This window comes from Phyllobacterium phragmitis (genome assembly GCF_002980495.1).
Lineage (GTDB): Bacteria > Pseudomonadota > Alphaproteobacteria > Rhizobiales > Rhizobiaceae > Paramesorhizobium > Paramesorhizobium phragmitis.
On sequence record NZ_PVBR01000004.1, the window covers coordinates 161490 to 177543 of the forward strand.

Consider the following 16054-nt stretch of genomic DNA (forward strand, 5'->3'; position numbering starts at 1 on the left):
TTACAGCGTCAATGCATCCCGATGAATGCATGGCGCTGCAAGCCGCGGCATTTGCCGTCCTCAGTTACATTCTCAGTTGCACGCAGCCACGGAACCGGCGGCAACGCCCTGGCAGACGACATCCTTCGTCACCCAGCCGGCATCAATGACAAGATCGAGATTGTCCTTGGTGATCGGCACGGGCTTGAGGAAGATGGAATTCATCTCGATTCCCTCGGGACCGCCGCTGAATTTCTGCACGCCGGAGATTTCATCCATCTTCTTGCCATCGGCCAGCTCGGAAGCGATCATCGCAGCATTCTTTCCGAGTTCCCGGCTATCCTTCCAGACCGAGACGGTCTGCGTGCCGAGCGCGATGCGGTTGAGCGCCGCAAAATCCGCATCCTGGCCGGACACCGGCACGGAGCCGGCAAGCCCCTGCGCGGAAAGTGCGGCGATCGCACCGCCCGCCGTGCCGTCATTGGAAGCCACGACCGCATCCACATCGTTGTTGTTGGCGGTCAGGATCTGCTCCATGTTCTTCTGCGCGTTGGCGGGCAGCCAGCCATCGGTATAGGCCTCGCCGACATTCTTGATCTTGCCGGCGTCGATCGCATCTTCCAGCACTTCCATCTGTCCGGCAAACAGGAAATCCGCATTGGGATCGGCAGCGTTGCCCTTGATGAAGGCATAATTGCCCTCGGGCTTGACCGCAAAGACGGCGCGCGCCTGCATGCGGCCGACTTCCTTATTGTCGAAGGTAATGTAGAAGGCATCCTTGTTTTCGATCAGACGATCATAGCCGATGACCGGAATGCCTTCGTCTGTGGCCTTTTCCACCGCCGGACCGATCGCGCCCGAATCCTGCGCAAGGATGATCAGCGCATTGGCGCCTTGCGCGATGAGGCTTTCGACATCGGTCAGCTGTTTTGCCGCCGATGATTGTGCGTCGGCAGAGATGTATTTATCGCCATTGGCCTCAAGCGCGGCCTTGATCGCCGTTTCATCGGTCTTCCAGCGTTCCTCCTGGAAATTCGACCAGGATACGCCGATGATCTTGTCCTTGGCGAAAACGGGGCCCGCGAAAGACACGGCAAACACCGCGCCCGCGAGAGCTGCTGCAAATTTCTTCATGACATTCCTCCCCAGTGCACCCAGCACTATAAAACATGATCAGGTACGATCATTCCCTGCCCCTCCATTGGCAGGCCAGCCTTTTATTTCGAGGCTCGAAAAAAATAGTGACTAAAATTCCTTTCCATGTCAACATCGAAAGTGAGGAGCTTAAGCTGTTGCAATGCAACAATAATTTTGCGTCGCAGCGAAAAAGACGAGGGAGGGAGGAACGCTTTGGCTGGAGCGATCGCACGCTCGGACGATGTGCGCCGACAGAACCGCAGGCTGGTTCTCACCGCCGTAAGACGCAGAGGCGCGCTTTCCCGGACCGACCTCACCGGTATGACCGGCTTGAGCGCCTCGACCGTTTCGGCCATCGTGGCGGCGCTGGTTTCGGAAGGGGTTCTGCTGGAAAACCGTGACAGCGATGGCAGCACGGTGCGGCGCGGCCGGCCGCAGGTCAGTCTCATGCCCAACCCCGATATCGCCAAGGTCGGCGTCGTCAATCTTTCGCTCAACAGCATCACGGTCGCCCTGGTCGATTATGCCGGCGGCACCATCGCCGAGCAGATCGCCGACCTGCCGACATGGCCGGCAACGGGTCGTGACCTTCTAGCCGAGATCAGCGCAATGCTGCGCCAGCAAGTGCAATCCGGCGCCGGCAGCGGCGGCAAGCTCATGCATATCTCCATGTCCGTGCAAGGCGTCACCGATGCCGCCGGCGAGAAGATGCTGTGGGCGCCGATCATCCGTGAGCGAAACATCGGCTTCGGCCCGGCGCTGACGCGCGCCTTCGGCGTGCCGGTGGCGCTGGCCAATGATTGCACGATGCTCGCCGAGGCGTTGCGCTGGACGGATCCCGATCATTACAGCGGCGATTTCGCCGCCATATTGCTGTCCTACGGCATCGGCATGGGCCTTTATCTGAAGGGCAAGCCCTTTTCCGGCTCCCATTCATCGGCGGCGGAATTCGGCCATATGGCGCATATTCCCTATGGCGCACTGTGCCGCTGCGGCCGGCGCGGATGCATAGAGGCCTATGCCGGTGATTACGCCATATGGCGGAACGCCATGGGCATGCCCGATACCGCGCCGCCGGCATTCAGCATCGACGCCAAGGTTTTCACCGAGCTTGCGGAGCAGGCACGGGAGACGGCCGGGATAGAGCGTGAAGCGTTCCATACGGCCGGCCGCGCCATCGGCTTCGGCCTCAACAATCTGTTCTCCCTGATCGATCCGGTGCCGATCGCTCTGGTTGGTCCAGGCGCCAGGGTCTTCGACCTGATCGAGCCGGAAATCCGCAACGCGATCTCCGGCTCCGCCGGCTGGGACGGGGCGCAGGAGCTGGCGATACGGTGTTACCCGGAGGAGCATCCCCTGATCCTTCAAGGCTGCGCGATGACATCGCTCTTGCATCTGGATGCGGATGTATTTTCGGGCGGCGAGGCACGCGGATTCTCCCAGACCAGCGCGGCATAGGAACATTATTGAAATCTTGGGCACATAGACGGCGGGCCCGCCGCAATCCATCAGCCATAGGAGGAATATAAACATGAGCACCGGGTTTTTCGGCGATATCAAGACGATCAAATATGAGGGGCCGGAGAGCAGGAATCCGCTGGCCTATCGCTTCTACAACCCCGACGAGGTCGTGCTCGGCAAACGGCTGGAGGACCATCTGCGCTTCGCCGTCGCCTATTGGCATTCCTTCGTCTGGCCGGGGGGCGATCCGTTCGGCGGCCAGACCTTCGAGCGCCCGTGGTTCGACGACACGATGGAGGCGGCGAAGCTCAAGGCGGATGTGGCGTTCGAAATGTTCTCGCTGCTCGGCGCGCCCTATTTCTGCTTCCACGATGCCGATGTCCGCCCGGAAGGCGAAACGCTTGCCGAAAGCAACCGGCGGCTGCATGAAATTGCCGATTATTTCGCAGACAAGATGCAGGCGACCGGCACGAAGCTCCTTTGGGGAACGGCGAACCTCTTCTCCAACCGCCGCTATATGGCGGGCGCCGCGACCAATCCGGACCCCGACGTCTTCGCCTATGCGGCGGCCACGGTGAAGAACTGCATGGACGTGACGCAGAAGCTCGGCGGAGAGAATTACGTGCTGTGGGGTGGCCGCGAGGGATACGAGACCCTGCTCAACACCGACATGAAGCGCGAACTCGACCAGATGGGGCGCTTCCTCAGCCTCGTCGTCGATTACAAGCACAAAATTGGCTTCAAGGGAACGATCCTGATCGAGCCCAAGCCGCAGGAGCCGACCAAGCACCAGTATGATTATGACGCGGCGACCGTCTATGGCTTCCTCAAGCGCTTCGGGCTGGAAAACGAAGTGAAGCTCAATCTCGAGCAGGGCCATGCCATCCTGGCGGGGCATTCCTTCGAACATGAGCTGGCGACGGCGGCGGCCCTCGATATCCTCGGCTCGATCGATATGAACCGCAACGACTATCAGTCGGGCTGGGATACGGACCAGTTCCCCAATAATGCGGCCGAGGCGGCGCTGGCCTATTACGAGATATTGAAGGCCGGCGGCTTCACCACGGGCGGCACCAATTTCGACGCCAAGCTCAGGCGCCAATCGCTCGACCCTCAGGATCTGATCATCGCGCATATCGGCGGGATGGACACATGCGCGCGCGGGCTGAAGGCGGCGGCGCAGATGATGGAGGACAAGGCGCTGACCGATTTCGTGTCGGATCGCTATGCCGGCTGGAACAGCCCCGAGGCGAAAGCCATGCTTGCCGGCGAACGCTCATTGGAGGAGATCTCGACGCGCGTCGAGGCCGAGGGGCTTCAGCCGAAGCCCCGCTCCGGCAGGCAGGAATATCTGGAGAATATCGTCAACCGTTACGTCTGAACCGCGGCAACGGTTTTGCTGACAGTAGAGGGCCTGGAAGACATTCAGGCCCTCTTTTTCTAGACCTTTGGCATGCCCTTGGGCCGCACGAAGCGCATTTGGGCGGCGAGCGCTCAATTTGCTTTGTTTCGCGCCACCGTCTCCTCGTAGGCTGCCTGAAGTTCGGCCAGGACCGACGGGCCGGAAACGGGCGCGCCGAGGTGGAGCGTTCGCAGCTCCGCCATGAAGGCTTCCCACATCGGCGGGCCGCCCTCCTCCAAAAGCTGGGCACGGATCGACAGTTCCTCCGTGACGGGCGTGTGGCGACGTCCCCATGCACCCATCTGCGCAAATAGCGGCACAAGCTGTATGGCGGGTTCGGCAAGGCTGTAGATCGCCTTCTGCCGGTGGGTGGGATCATCGCGCTTGGTCAGCAGTCCTTCCGCAACCAGCCGCTTCAAGCGGTCAGCGAGAATATTGGACGCGATCCCCTCATCCGAGAGGTTGAGCAGTTCGCGATAATGGCGGCGATTGCCGAACATGATGTCGCGAATAATGATCAGGCTCCAGCGATCGCCCAGTATTTCCAGCGTCAAATTGATCGGGCAGCCCGAACGGTGCGCATTTCCCATTCTAAAAATCTCCACATCACTGCTTGCAAAATAGGGTCAGCTGCGTTACAACGCAACCACTTGCGAAATGAAAGCAGTTTTGGAGATATAGGAGGAAACGATGGCAAAGCTGGTTTTATCGATGTTCATGAGCCTAGACGGCTATATCGAAAAGCCTGATGGAGAGTTCGCGCCGCCGGCCTGGTCGGACGATCTGGAGCGGCACTGGTCGGGTTATGCACTCGAACGGGCCGGTCAGCGCAACCGTACGAACTGAGGAGACCATGATGCCTCTTAATCTTTATGCCCATCCCTTCTCCTCCTATTGCCAGAAGGCACTGATCGCTCTGTACGAGAACGACACCCCCTTCGAATTCCGCATGCTCGGCCCCGACGACGAGAGCACGGTGGCCGAATGGATGGCTCTGTGGCCGCTCAAACGCTTTCCGGTGCTGGTCGACGGAGATCGCACCATCATGGAGGCGAGCATCATCATCGAATATCTCGGACTTCATCATCCCGGGCCGGTGCGGCTGATCCCCAGTGATGCGGACGCCGCGCTCGACATACGGCTGATGGATCGCTTCTTCGACAATTACGTCATGACCCCGCAGGGGAAGATCGTCGTCAACGCGATCCGCCCAGCGGAGGTCCGCGATGCCTATGGCGTGGAAGAGGCGCGGGCCATGCTCGATGCGGCCTATCGCTGGCTCGACGGCAGAATGGCAGGGCGCGAATGGGCTTCCGGCGACAGTTTCAGTCTCGCCGATTGCGCCGCAGCACCTGCGCTATTCTATGCCGATTGGAGCCATGCGATCGGCGAGGAATTTGCCCATGTCCATGCTTATCGGCAGCGGCTCCTGGCGCGCCCGTCCTTTGCACGGGCGGTGGACGAGGCCCGTCCCTATCGACCGCTCTTCCCGCTCGGCGCTCCCGACCGAGACTGATCATCACAAACCGGCAGCGCGTTGCCAGATGGCGACAAGCGGGCCGTCTTTTCCCTCGATCGGGTCGGATTGCGGAAGCGGAAGGTGCTCGATCCTCTCCAGATCCTGCCTTGAAGGCGGATCGCGGCAGATATCGGCATGCTGCCCCCGGCGGATAGGCGCCGATCACCAGGAAATCGTCACTCGCATCCAGCCGGCAATGGCCTGTGCCGGCTGGGAGCACCAGCAGGCACATGTCTCGACATCCTCATCTCGATTGGCCCTGGTGCAATTTCTATCTCGCCATCGCGAATTGCAGAAAAGCGTGGACATAATAGCTTTTCGGCCTTCTCACCTGCCCACAAGTGCGGCTAGTTAGCTTATTGCACTGTTCCAGCGCGCCCGATGCGCTGCTTGTGGGACTGGGACGGTCGCCATTCTTCGCAAGAAGCGGCCAAAGGGGACACGCATGGATAGCATCATCAATTTTCTCAACGAGATATTCTGGGGCTATGTTCTGATCTATGGCCTTCTGGCGGTCGGCATCTTTTTCACCGTGCGGCTGAAATTCATCCAGTTCATGCATTTTCCGGAATTTTTCCGCTCGATCCTTGCGGCACCTACCGAAGACAAGAGCGGCATCACCCCTTTCCAGGCACTGTGCACGAGCCTCGCCTCGCGCGTCGGCACGGGCAATCTCGCCGGTGTCGCCGTGGCGCTTTATCTCGGCGGTCCTGGCGCCATCTTCTGGATGTGGATGGTTGCGCTGGTCGGCATGGCCACCGCTTATTCCGAAAGCTCGCTGGCGCAGCTCTACAAGGTGCGCGACGAAAACGGCCAATATCGCGGAGGACCGGCCTTCTACATCGCCAGGGGCCTGAATGCGCCCCGGGCCGCAGTCATTTTCTCGATCTGCCTGATCCTCGTTTTCGGCCTGGTGTTCAATGCCGTCCAGGCAAATTCGATCGCCGACGCCATGCAAGGCGCCTTCGGCTTCAACAAGCTTTATGTCGGTATCGCGATCGCCCTCCTCTCCGCAGTCGTGATCTTCGGCGGCATCAAGCAGATCGCGCGTGTCGCCGAACTGCTGGTGCCGTTCATGGCGATCGCCTACCTGCTGGTGGCGATTTATGTGCTGATCGCAAACATCGCGGAAGTCCCCGCCGTGATAAGCTTGATCGTCAAGAGCGCATTCGGGCTCGAAGCGGCGGGCGGCGGCATTGCCGCGGCGATGCTGAACGGCGTGAAGCGGGGTCTGTTCTCAAATGAAGCCGGCATGGGCTCGGCTCCCAATATCGCGGCAGTTGCAACGCCCAACCCGCATCATCCCTCATCGCAGGGATTTGTGCAGGCGCTCGGCGTGTTCATCGACACGATCCTGATCTGCACGGCAACAGCGGTGATGATCCTCCTGTCGCACAAGCTGATACCCGGCTCCGAACTCACGGGAACGCCACTGACCCAGGAAGCTCTGGTCGTCCATATCGGCGAATTCGGCCGCTATTTCATTGCCATTGCGATCTTCTTCTTCGCCTTCACGTCGATCATCGGCAATTATGCCTATGCCGAAAATGCACTGACCTATCTGGGCGCCGACAACAGGTCCGGATTGACCCTCCTGCGTCTCGGCGCTCTGCTCATGGTCATCTGGGGCGCCTATCAGTCGGTTGCGACCGTCTTCAATACGGCCGACGCCGTGATGGGTCTGATGGCGACGATAAACCTGGTGGCGATCGTGCTTCTTTCAGGAACGGTCGCCAAACTGACCGCGGACTTCATCGCGCAGCGCAAGACCGGCACGCCGCATTTCGAAGTGGCCCAATATCCCGAGCTTGCCGGCAAGATCGACATGGGTATCTGGAGCGAACGGGATGCTCCCGCTGCCTCCGTGAAATAAAGCCGCAAGACAATCGGTTGGAGCGGCTCCCGTTCGGGGAGCCGCTCTCATCATTTCAGGCAAGCCAGGACGGAAAGGATCAGCCGATCCGGATGACCGCCTTGATCAATCCGCTCTTCTCGTGCGCCCAGCGAGCGATATTTTCCGGTGCGTCGTCAATGCTGGTTTCATGCGTCACCAGCACATCGAGCGGAACGAGACCGGCACGGATCGAAGCGGTCACATGCTCGAAATCCTGACGCGTCGCATTGCGGCTGGCGATCAGCATCATCTCGCGCTTGTGGAATTCGGGATCGGAAAAGCTGATCGTGTCCTTCACCACACCGACCAGGACAAGCACGCCGCCATGCGCCACATAGGCGAAGGCGCTTTCCATCGAGCCGGCATTTCCGGTGGCGTCGAACACCGTATCGAAGCCTTCGCCATCGGTTACCCCCGCCACGGCCTCGCCCGTATCCGCACCGAGCGCAATGGTGGAGATAAAGCCGAGCCTGGCCGACGCGAAATCCAGTCTCTCGCGGCTGGCATCGAGCAATGACACCGCATGGCCGGCGATGCGGGCGAAGATGGCGGCTCCGATGCCGATCGGCCCGGCGCCGATGACCAGCGTTCGCGATCCCGGACGGGCCAGCGAGCGGCGGACCGCGTGAGCGCCGATGCGAGGAATTCGACCGTCGCCGCATCGCGCAGGGAAAGGCCGTCCGCCGCATAGAGGTTGGTCTCCGGCATGAGAATCCGCTCGCACATGGCGCCATCGGCATGAACGCCGAGCACACTGATCGACGTGCAGCAATTGGGCTTTCCCTGGCGGCAGGCGACACAACGACCGCAGGAAATATAGGGATTGATGATGACGGGTGCGCCCGCCGGAAGCGAGACGCCCGCACCCGCCTTCACCACGCGGCCCGACACTTCATGGCCCATCACACGCGGATATTCGAGGAAAGGGTGCTTGCCTCGAATATATGATAATCGGTGCCGCAGATGCCGACATGACTGACGTCGACAAGCACCATGCCCGGCGGCACGGTATCGTGTTCCGGGCGCTCCTCGACGAGGAGGGTGCCGGGTGAGCGGCAGACGATGGCTTTCATAGGCGGTGTTCCTTCATTATCGGCAGAAGATATTTTGCCGTCAATCATCGTTGGCGTGCTTCACATTCCACCCGATCGCCCGCCCCCCTCAAATGAGCGGCGAAACAGCCGCGGTCGATGCCGGGCGCTTGAGACCGAGGCGACGGAGGAACCAGTCGCCGGCGGGCTTCTCGAACCAGCGGTAGGACAGGACCGCCACAACCATGGTGATAGCCATCGGGAGAGGCAGGAAGAGGTAGAAATCGGTCGCTCCCAGCGGCGCAAGCAGCCTTTTCCAGACAAAACCGAACATGACGACTTCGACGACCGGGTGCCAGAGATAAATGCCGAAGGACACGGCGGCGAAGGGCCGCAACGGCTTGGGATAAACAAATGTCTTTTGATCGTTGCGTTCGGCGACCGCGGCGAGGAACACCGCAACGGCCATGACAGCGACGCTGTAATAATAATCGACCTGAAGCTGCATCAGCGTGCAGGATGCCAGAATGGCGAGCCAGGCGGGCCAACGCGCCGTCAATGTCAGGCGGCTGCGGGAGGCGAGCACGGCGATCAATGCGCCAGTGATGAAATCGGCAAAGGCGCGATAGGCCCCCCAGGTATCGGCCTCCAGCCAGTGCTTGCCCGGCATGATGTGCAGCGCCAGCAGCGTTTCCAGAAGCGCGATCCACAGTACCAGCAGCGCGACAAGTCCTTTTGCCCCGGCGATCCGGTTGGCGAAAAGGATGAGCGGCAGCATGAGATAGGCAAACCATTCCGCCGACAGCGACCAGGAAACGAAATTGAACGTCAATTCGTTCGAGAAGCCCCATGCCTGGATAAGCAGCAGATTGGGAATGATCTGCGCCAGATCATAGCGCTCTGCGCCGCCGAACGGGCGCAGAATACCTAAATGATAGAAGATGCCGACGGCGAGAAAGATGAGAAAGGTGATGAGATGCAGCGGATAAAGCCGGGCGAAGCGCCTGACCATATAAGTGACGTAGCTGCGCCAATCCGTAACCTTGTCGCCATAGTGCACGACGATCAGGAAACCTGAAATGATGAAGAACATGTCAAGCAGCGGACGCAGGCGCTGAAGCCATTCGATCATCCACTCCGTCCCGACCGGTCCATTAAAGGAAAAATGGTAGAGCATGATGAGGAGCGCCGCGCATAAGCGCCAGAACTCGAATAGCCGGAAATACATCGCTTCCTCTCGCTTCGCTGCTTCATGCGACCGGGGGCGGATGGTATCCGCGTTCGGTTAACAAGCGGAAGCGGAGAATGCCGCAATCCCATGGCGAATACAAAAAAGCCCGGCGCTGAAGCCGGGCTTTTCGTGACTGCTGAAGCCGCGCTTTATGCGGACTTCTTCTTGTCGTCGTCGATCTCCTCGTAGTCGGCATCGACAACGTCGTCATTCGGCTGTTCCGAGGCTGCGGCTTCCTCGCCGTCTTCGGAGCCTTGAGCGGACTCATACATGGCCTGCCCGAGCTTCATCGAGACTTCCGCAAGGCTCTGCGTCTTTGCCGTGATGTCCTCGGCATCGTCGCCTTCAAGCGAGGTCTTCAAGGCAGCGATCGCGTCCTCGATGGCCGTCTTGTCATCGGCCGAGACCTTGTCGCCATAGTCCTTGAGCGACTTCTCCGCCGAATGCACCAGAGCTTCGCCCTGGTTCCTGGCCTCGACGGTGGCGCGGCGCGCCTTGTCGGCCTCGGCATTCGCCTCGGCGTCCTTGACCATATTCTCGATATCGGCATCGGAAAGACCGCCAGAAGCCTGGATGCGGATCTGGTGCTCCTTGCCGGTGCCCTTGTCCTTGGCCGAAACATTGACGATGCCATTGGCGTCGATGTCGAAGGTCACTTCGATCTGCGGCACGCCACGCGGTGCGGGCGGAATGCCGACGAGATCGAACTGGCCGAGCACCTTGTTGTCGGCCGCCATTTCACGCTCGCCCTGGAAGACGCGGATCGTCACGGCGGACTGGTTGTCCTCCGCCGTTGAGAAGGTCTGCGACTTCTTGGTCGGGATCGTCGTGTTACGGTCGATCAGGCGAGTGAACACGCCACCCAGCGTTTCGATGCCGAGCGACAGCGGCGTCACGTCGAGCAGCAGAACGTCCTTGACGTCGCCCTGAAGCACACCGGCCTGGATCGCAGCACCGATGGCGACGACTTCATCGGGATTGACGCCCTTGTGGGGCTCCCTGCCGAAGAACGCCTTCACGGCTTCCTGCACCTTCGGCATGCGGGTCATGCCGCCGACGAGAATGACTTCGTCGATCTCGCCCGCCTTGAGGCCGGCATCCTTGAGTGCGGCCTTGCAGGGCTCGATGGTGCGCTGAATGAGATCATCGACCAGGCTCTCGAACTTGGCGCGCGACAGCTTCATCGTCAGGTGCTTCGGACCGCTAGCGTCCGCCGTGATGAACGGCAGGTTGATTTCGGTCTGCTGAGCGGACGACAGCTCGATCTTGGCCTTTTCCGCAGCTTCCTTCAGGCGCTGCAGGGCGAGCTTGTCGTTCTTCAGGTCGATGCCCTGTTCCTTCTTGAACTCGGCTGCCAGATATTCGACCAGACGCATGTCGAAGTCCTCGCCGCCGAGGAAGGTATCACCGTTGGTCGACTTCACCTCGAACACACCATCGCCGATCTCGAGGACCGAAACATCGAAGGTGCCGCCGCCGAGATCGTAGACGGCGATGGTCTTGCCTTCCTTCTTGTCGAGACCATAGGCAAGGGCCGCAGCCGTCGGCTCGTTGATGATGCGCAGCACCTCCAGGCCGGCGATCTTGCCCGCATCCTTGGTTGCCTGGCGCTGGGCGTCGTTGAAATAGGCCGGCACGGTGATGACGGCCTGCTCGACCTTCTCTCCGAGATAGGCTTCCGCAGTTTCCTTCATCTTCTGCAGGATCATCGCGGAAATCTGCGAGGGCGAATATTTCTGGCCGTGCACCTCGACCCAGGCATCGCCATTGTCGCCCTTGACGATCTTGTAAGGCACAAGAGCCTTGTCCTTCTTGACCGTCGGGTCGTCATAGCGGCGGCCGATCAGGCGCTTGACCGCGAAAAGCGTTCCTTCCGGATTGGTGACGGCCTGACGCTTGGCCGGCTGGCCCGCGAGGCGCTCGTCGCTATCCGTAAAAGCAATAATGGAAGGCGTGGTTCGTGCACCTTCCGCATTCTCGATGACCTTTGCGTTCTTACCGTCCATGACGGCGACGCAGGAGTTGGTCGTTCCTAGATCGATGCCGATTACTTTTGCCATTTCACATTTCTCCATTCAGCAGGCTGCCGGGACCTCTGCCGAGCATTCCATTCAGCAGCCCCTACCGGGTTCAAACGGCACGTGGTTCCCTGCCGAGAACCAGCGCACCGTATCGCGGCGTATATAAGAAGGGCTGTTTTTTACTGCAAGTCACAAGACATGTAACAGCAGTAAAATCATCGACGGCCAAGGGGTCCAAAACGCCTGCATTCAGACCTCTTCCCAGCCGCCGCTCTCGCCGGCGCGATAGATTGCATCGATAAACCGCTGATTCGCAATAGAGTTTTCCAATGTAAACACAGGAACGTCCTCGCCCTGAGCCGCCCGGGCAAAGCTTTGCGCCTGAAGCTGATAGTGGTTAACATCCTGGAAATTCCACTCCGTCGCCTGACTGTGGCCGGCATCGTGAAGATTTATCCTGGCATGACCGTATTTGCCGGTGTTGAACGGTGCCTGGACCTCAATGTAACCCTTGTCGCCATGGAAGACCATCGACTGGCGCGCCGCAAGCTGCGTGGCGACATGGAAGGAGAGGTCGAAACCGTCGAATTCCGCCATGATATCGGCATAGCGGTCCGTGCCGAAATCCGGATCGCGCTCGACCTTTGCAAGCACGCGCAGCGGCTCCTTACCCGTGCTCATGCGGGTCGCGACCGTCGGATAGACGCCGATATCAGGAAGTGCGCCCCCGCCGAGCGCCACCTGGTTGCGCATGTTGCCAGGGTCCTTGTTGAAATAGGTAAAAGCGCCCTGCACATGGCGAAGCGTCCCGATGGCGCCGGAGCCGATCAGTTCGCGCACCTTGATCCACTGCGGGTGATAATAGACCATGAAGGCCTCGGCGATCAGCACGCCATAGGTGTCGCGGGCGCGGATGAGCGATGCGATCTCGCTTGCATGGAGCGCAATCGGCTTTTCACACAGCACATGCTTGCCGGCTTCCGCCGCTTTGATCGCCCATTCGACATGTTGAGAGGTCGGCAGCGGAATGTAGACGCCGTCGACCGTGTCGGAGGCGAGCAGTTCCTCATAGGACCCGAAGGCATGCGGCGCGCCGAAACGGTCGGCCACGGCGCGGGCCTTGGCGATATCGCGGCTGGCGATCGCCGTCACCACGCCGTTATCCGCCGCGCAAAGCGCCGGGATCACCAGCGTCACACCGATTTTCGCCGTCGAAAGAACACCCCAGCGGAACATGGCAACTCCTCTTTTTTTCGTAAAGCAAGTCCAGGAAAAGTGGAAACCGTTTTCCGTCCGGACTTGCGCAAAGCAAAGAAGGTCGGAACCTACCTACCGGCGAGGTAAAAGGAAAGACTGCAAACCCGATCAGGACTTATAGAAATCAATGAGCATCCACATGAGAACACGCAAACTCGGCAATGAGCTCACCGTATCGTCTGTCGGCTGCTTCGGCGGTTTCGATCAGGCCGCCCGCGCCACCGAAAGTCCCATGCGGCGCGCCAGCATGCGCTCGACCGCCGAGAGCCCGTCATAGATGAGCACGGCGAGGATGCCGACGATCAGCCCTCCCTGCAGGACGAAGGCGAGATTGTTGGAGATGAGGCCCGCGATGATAACCTCGCCCAGCGTCTTTGCCGCGACGGTCGAACCGATGGTGGCAGTTGCCAGGCTGATCACTACGGAGAGCCGGATGCCCGCCAGAATGACCGGCAGAGCCAGCGGCAGCTCGACCTTGACGAGCCTCTGACGCTCGTTCATGCCGACCCCTCTGGCCGCCTCGACGACGGCAACGGGCAAATTGGTGAGCCCGGTCAGCGCATTTTCGAAAATCGGCAGCAGGCCGTAGAGAAAAAGCGCGATCAGTGTCGGCTTTTCACCGAAGCCGATGGCGGGCACCGCCAGCGCCAGCACCGCGACCGGCGGAAAGGTCTGGCCGATATTGACGAGGCTGCGCGACAGCGGGAGGAATTCCGCGCCGATGGGTCTGGTGACGAGGATCGCCAGCGCCAATGCCACCGCCGCGGCCGCTGATGTGGCGATGAACACGATGCGCAAATGCTGAAGCGTCAGCGTCAGGAGACTGCCGTGATTGTAGATCACCGGCGCGTTGTTCTGCGTCAGCGGTTTGAAGACCGGCTCGAACCAATCCGGCCTGACAAGGAAACATATCAGCAAAGCGAGCACGAAAAGCCGCAGAAAGACCGGCAGCGAAAGCTTCATGCCGGCCTCGCCGCTCGCTTGATCAAACCTTCGACGGTGACGCGCCCGATGCGCTTTCCGTCGGCTTCCACGGGGAGCGCCGTGCGCCCCGACCAGAGCAGTTCGGCAAGCGCATCGCGCTGCGTCACGGTGACCGGCAAGGCTTCGCCCTCCGCCGTCCCCGGCTCCACCGCTTCGCCGACTTCGTTCAGCGACAGGAAGCGGAACGGCCTGTCGCCGGCGCCGATCAGCGTCTCGACAAAGGCGGTGGCCGGTTTGGCCAGGATCTCGGCCGGTGTCGCGTACTGGATCAACCTGCCCTCGTCCATGACGGCGATCCGGTTGCCCAGATGGATGGCTTCCTCCATATCGTGCGTGACGAGGATGATCGTGGTGCCGAACCGTTTCTGGATGGCGAGCAGGTCGTCCTGCGCCTTGGCCCTGATCACCGGGTCGAGCGCGCCGAACGGCTCGTCCATCAGGAGGACATTCGGCTCCGCCGCAAGGGCGCGGGCGACACCAACGCGCTGCTGCTGGCCGCCCGAGAGTTCGTGTGGGTAGCGCGGGCCAAAAATGGCGGGATCGAGCTGGAACAGCGACAGAAGCTCTTCAACCCGCGCATCGATGCGGCTTTTCTCCCAGCCGAGCAGGACCGGCACGGTGGCGATGTTCTGCGCCACCGTGCGATGGGGAAAAAGTCCGTGCCCCTGGATGGCATAGCCGATATGACGGCGCAGCTCATAGGCCGGCATCGCCCGGTTGTCGCGGCCATCGAGCTTTATCGTCCCCGATGTCGGCTCGACCAGACGGTTGATCATCCGCAGGAGCGTCGTCTTGCCGGAACCCGACGTGCCGACGATCACGGTGACGGTGCGCGGCTCGACCACAAACGACACGTCACTGACGACCTCCGCGTCGCCATAACGCTTGGTGATGTTTTCGATCTCGATCATGCGGTCACTGCCTCGTTTCGGGCCCCGTTGAATGCGGTCATTTCGGTGGCAGCATCAAGAATGATGGCGGCGGCGAAGGCGAGCACCACGGTCGGCACCGCGCCGAGCAGCACCAGATCCATCGCCGTCTGGCCGATACCCTGGAAGACGAAGACGCCAAAGCCGCCGCCGCCGATCAGCGCGGCGATCGTGGCAAGGCCGATATTCTGCACCAGCACGATTCTGATCCCGGTCAGGATGACGGGAAAGGCGAGCGGAAACTCGATGGAGAAAAGCCGCTGGCGGGCCGTCATGCCGACGCCGCGCGCCGCATCATTGGCCGCCGGCGGCACACCGGCGAGCCCGACCACCGTGTTCGCCACAACAGGCAGAAGCGAATAAAGGAAAAGCGCGACAAAGGCCGGCGCGGCGCCGATGCCGCGAATGCCGATTTCGGCTGCGCCCGGCACATGGACCGCGATCCAGCCGAGCGGCGCGATCAGAATGCCGAAAAGAGCGATGGACGGGATCGTCTGGATGATATTGAGGACATTGAGCACGGCGTCGCGCAACGCCGGCACGCGATGGCAAAGGATGCCGAGCGGTATGCCGGCGACGACGGCGGCGGCAAGCGAGCCGAGCGCCAGCGTCACATGTTTGGTGGCCTCGGCCCAGAAGCTGTCGGCCCGGTTGGCATATTCCTTGAGGATCGAAAGACCGTTCCAACTGCCTGAATAGAGGATGGCCGCGACGGCAAGCGCGGCAAGCGCCAGAACGGCGATGCGCGCAACGGGTGTCAGGCGAAGCCGTGTGAAGCTATCCGCCGCCAGGAGTGCGAATGCGAAATTCAGAAGCCAGAAGCCCGAGGCGGGCGAGACGCGGGCATAGGTGTTTTCAGGTGGCGTCAGATGATTCGCGGCAAGGCCGACAAGGAGCATCAGCGCCGCAAGCGCCGCAAGGCTCGCAGCAAGCCGCCACGGCAGCGCAACCCGCAGGAGCGCGATGATGGCGGCGACGGCGAGAACGAGCAGCAGCGTCACAGCGGCCCAAGACGGCAAGGCTTCGAAAATCGTTCGCGCCTCGCCTGGAACGATCCGGTTGGCGCGAAACGTGGCAAAGGGCGCGAGGAAGACGCCGCACACCGCAATCGCGGCGATGACGACGCCGAGTTTATCGAGGCGGATGCGGTTTCCGCTCATCGGATGCCCCCTCCTACCATCACGGCACCACGCGGCCCCCGGCCGCGAC

General features: G+C 60.9%; 13 protein-coding genes and 1 pseudogene. 5 read left to right on the forward strand and 9 right to left on the reverse strand.

Annotation, left to right across the window (positions count from 1 at the left end):
* Positions 1-72 precede the first annotated feature (72 nt).
* Positions 73-1113 carry a D-xylose ABC transporter substrate-binding protein gene (gene xylF, locus C5748_RS06760; protein WP_105741174.1) on the reverse strand — a complete coding sequence of 347 codons (1041 nt, stop codon included), beginning with the start codon at positions 1111-1113 and terminating at the stop codon, positions 73-75.
* Between the two features lie 216 nt (positions 1114-1329).
* Here xylF and C5748_RS06765 point away from each other — a divergent pair, with 216 nt between their 5' ends.
* Positions 1330-2574, forward strand: a complete 1245-nt coding sequence (locus C5748_RS06765; RefSeq protein ID WP_105741175.1) for an ROK family transcriptional regulator — start codon at positions 1330-1332, stop codon at positions 2572-2574.
* A 73-nt stretch (positions 2575-2647) separates the two neighbouring features.
* The gene (gene xylA, locus C5748_RS06770; RefSeq protein ID WP_105741176.1) at positions 2648-3958 is read left to right on the forward strand and encodes a xylose isomerase; all 1311 of its coding nucleotides are present in this window, start codon (positions 2648-2650) and stop codon (positions 3956-3958) included.
* 113 nt (positions 3959-4071) lie between these two features.
* Here xylA and C5748_RS06775 read toward each other — a convergent pair whose 3' ends face one another.
* Positions 4072-4569: a winged helix-turn-helix transcriptional regulator gene (locus C5748_RS06775; RefSeq protein ID WP_105741177.1), complete on the reverse strand. Its 498-nt coding sequence runs from the start codon at positions 4567-4569 to the stop codon at positions 4072-4074.
* Between the two features lie 100 nt (positions 4570-4669).
* Between C5748_RS06775 and C5748_RS28155 the strand changes: the two genes are divergently transcribed.
* From C5748_RS28155 to C5748_RS06790, 3 genes are all read left to right on the forward strand, one after another.
* Positions 4670-4825: a dihydrofolate reductase family protein gene (locus tag C5748_RS28155; protein ID WP_158259820.1), complete on the forward strand. Its 156-nt coding sequence runs from the start codon at positions 4670-4672 to the stop codon at positions 4823-4825.
* Positions 4826-4835: 10 nt separating this feature from the next.
* Positions 4836-5495, forward strand: coding sequence for a glutathione S-transferase family protein (locus C5748_RS06780; protein WP_105741380.1), 660 nt, complete (start codon positions 4836-4838; stop codon positions 5493-5495).
* 448 nt (positions 5496-5943) lie between these two features.
* Positions 5944-7371 carry an alanine/glycine:cation symporter family protein gene (locus C5748_RS06790; protein ID WP_105741178.1) on the forward strand — a complete coding sequence of 476 codons (1428 nt, stop codon included), beginning with the start codon at positions 5944-5946 and terminating at the stop codon, positions 7369-7371.
* A 79-nt stretch (positions 7372-7450) separates the two neighbouring features.
* Here the strand turns inward: C5748_RS06790 and C5748_RS06795 are convergent.
* The 7 genes and pseudogenes from C5748_RS06795 to C5748_RS06825 all read right to left on the reverse strand — a co-directional run bounded on the left by C5748_RS06795 (position 7451) and on the right by C5748_RS06825 (position 16005).
* Positions 7451-8465 (reverse strand): annotated as a pseudogene (locus tag C5748_RS06795) (zinc-binding alcohol dehydrogenase family protein).
* 88 nt (positions 8466-8553) lie between these two features.
* Positions 8554-9651 (reverse strand): acyltransferase family protein, encoded by a 1098-nt coding sequence (locus C5748_RS06800; RefSeq protein ID WP_105741179.1) that lies wholly within the window; start codon positions 9649-9651, stop codon positions 8554-8556.
* Positions 9652-9803: 152 nt separating this feature from the next.
* Positions 9804-11714 carry a molecular chaperone DnaK gene (dnaK, locus tag C5748_RS06805; protein ID WP_105741180.1) on the reverse strand — a complete coding sequence of 637 codons (1911 nt, stop codon included), beginning with the start codon at positions 11712-11714 and terminating at the stop codon, positions 9804-9806.
* Between the two features lie 210 nt (positions 11715-11924).
* The gene (locus C5748_RS06810) at positions 11925-12911 is read right to left on the reverse strand and encodes a Gfo/Idh/MocA family protein (RefSeq protein WP_105741181.1); all 987 of its coding nucleotides are present in this window, start codon (positions 12909-12911) and stop codon (positions 11925-11927) included.
* A 225-nt stretch (positions 12912-13136) separates the two neighbouring features.
* Positions 13137-13895, reverse strand: a complete 759-nt coding sequence (locus C5748_RS06815) for an ABC transporter permease (protein ID WP_105741182.1) — start codon at positions 13893-13895, stop codon at positions 13137-13139.
* Positions 13892-14827, reverse strand: a complete 936-nt coding sequence (locus C5748_RS06820; RefSeq protein ID WP_105741183.1) for an ABC transporter ATP-binding protein — start codon at positions 14825-14827, stop codon at positions 13892-13894. Before C5748_RS06820 ends, C5748_RS06815 begins: the two co-directional genes overlap by 4 nt.
* Positions 14824-16005: an ABC transporter permease gene (locus tag C5748_RS06825; RefSeq protein WP_105741184.1), complete on the reverse strand. Its 1182-nt coding sequence runs from the start codon at positions 16003-16005 to the stop codon at positions 14824-14826. The genes C5748_RS06820 and C5748_RS06825 overlap by 4 nt, the downstream gene beginning before the upstream one ends.
* Positions 16006-16054: the final 49 nt, after the last annotated feature.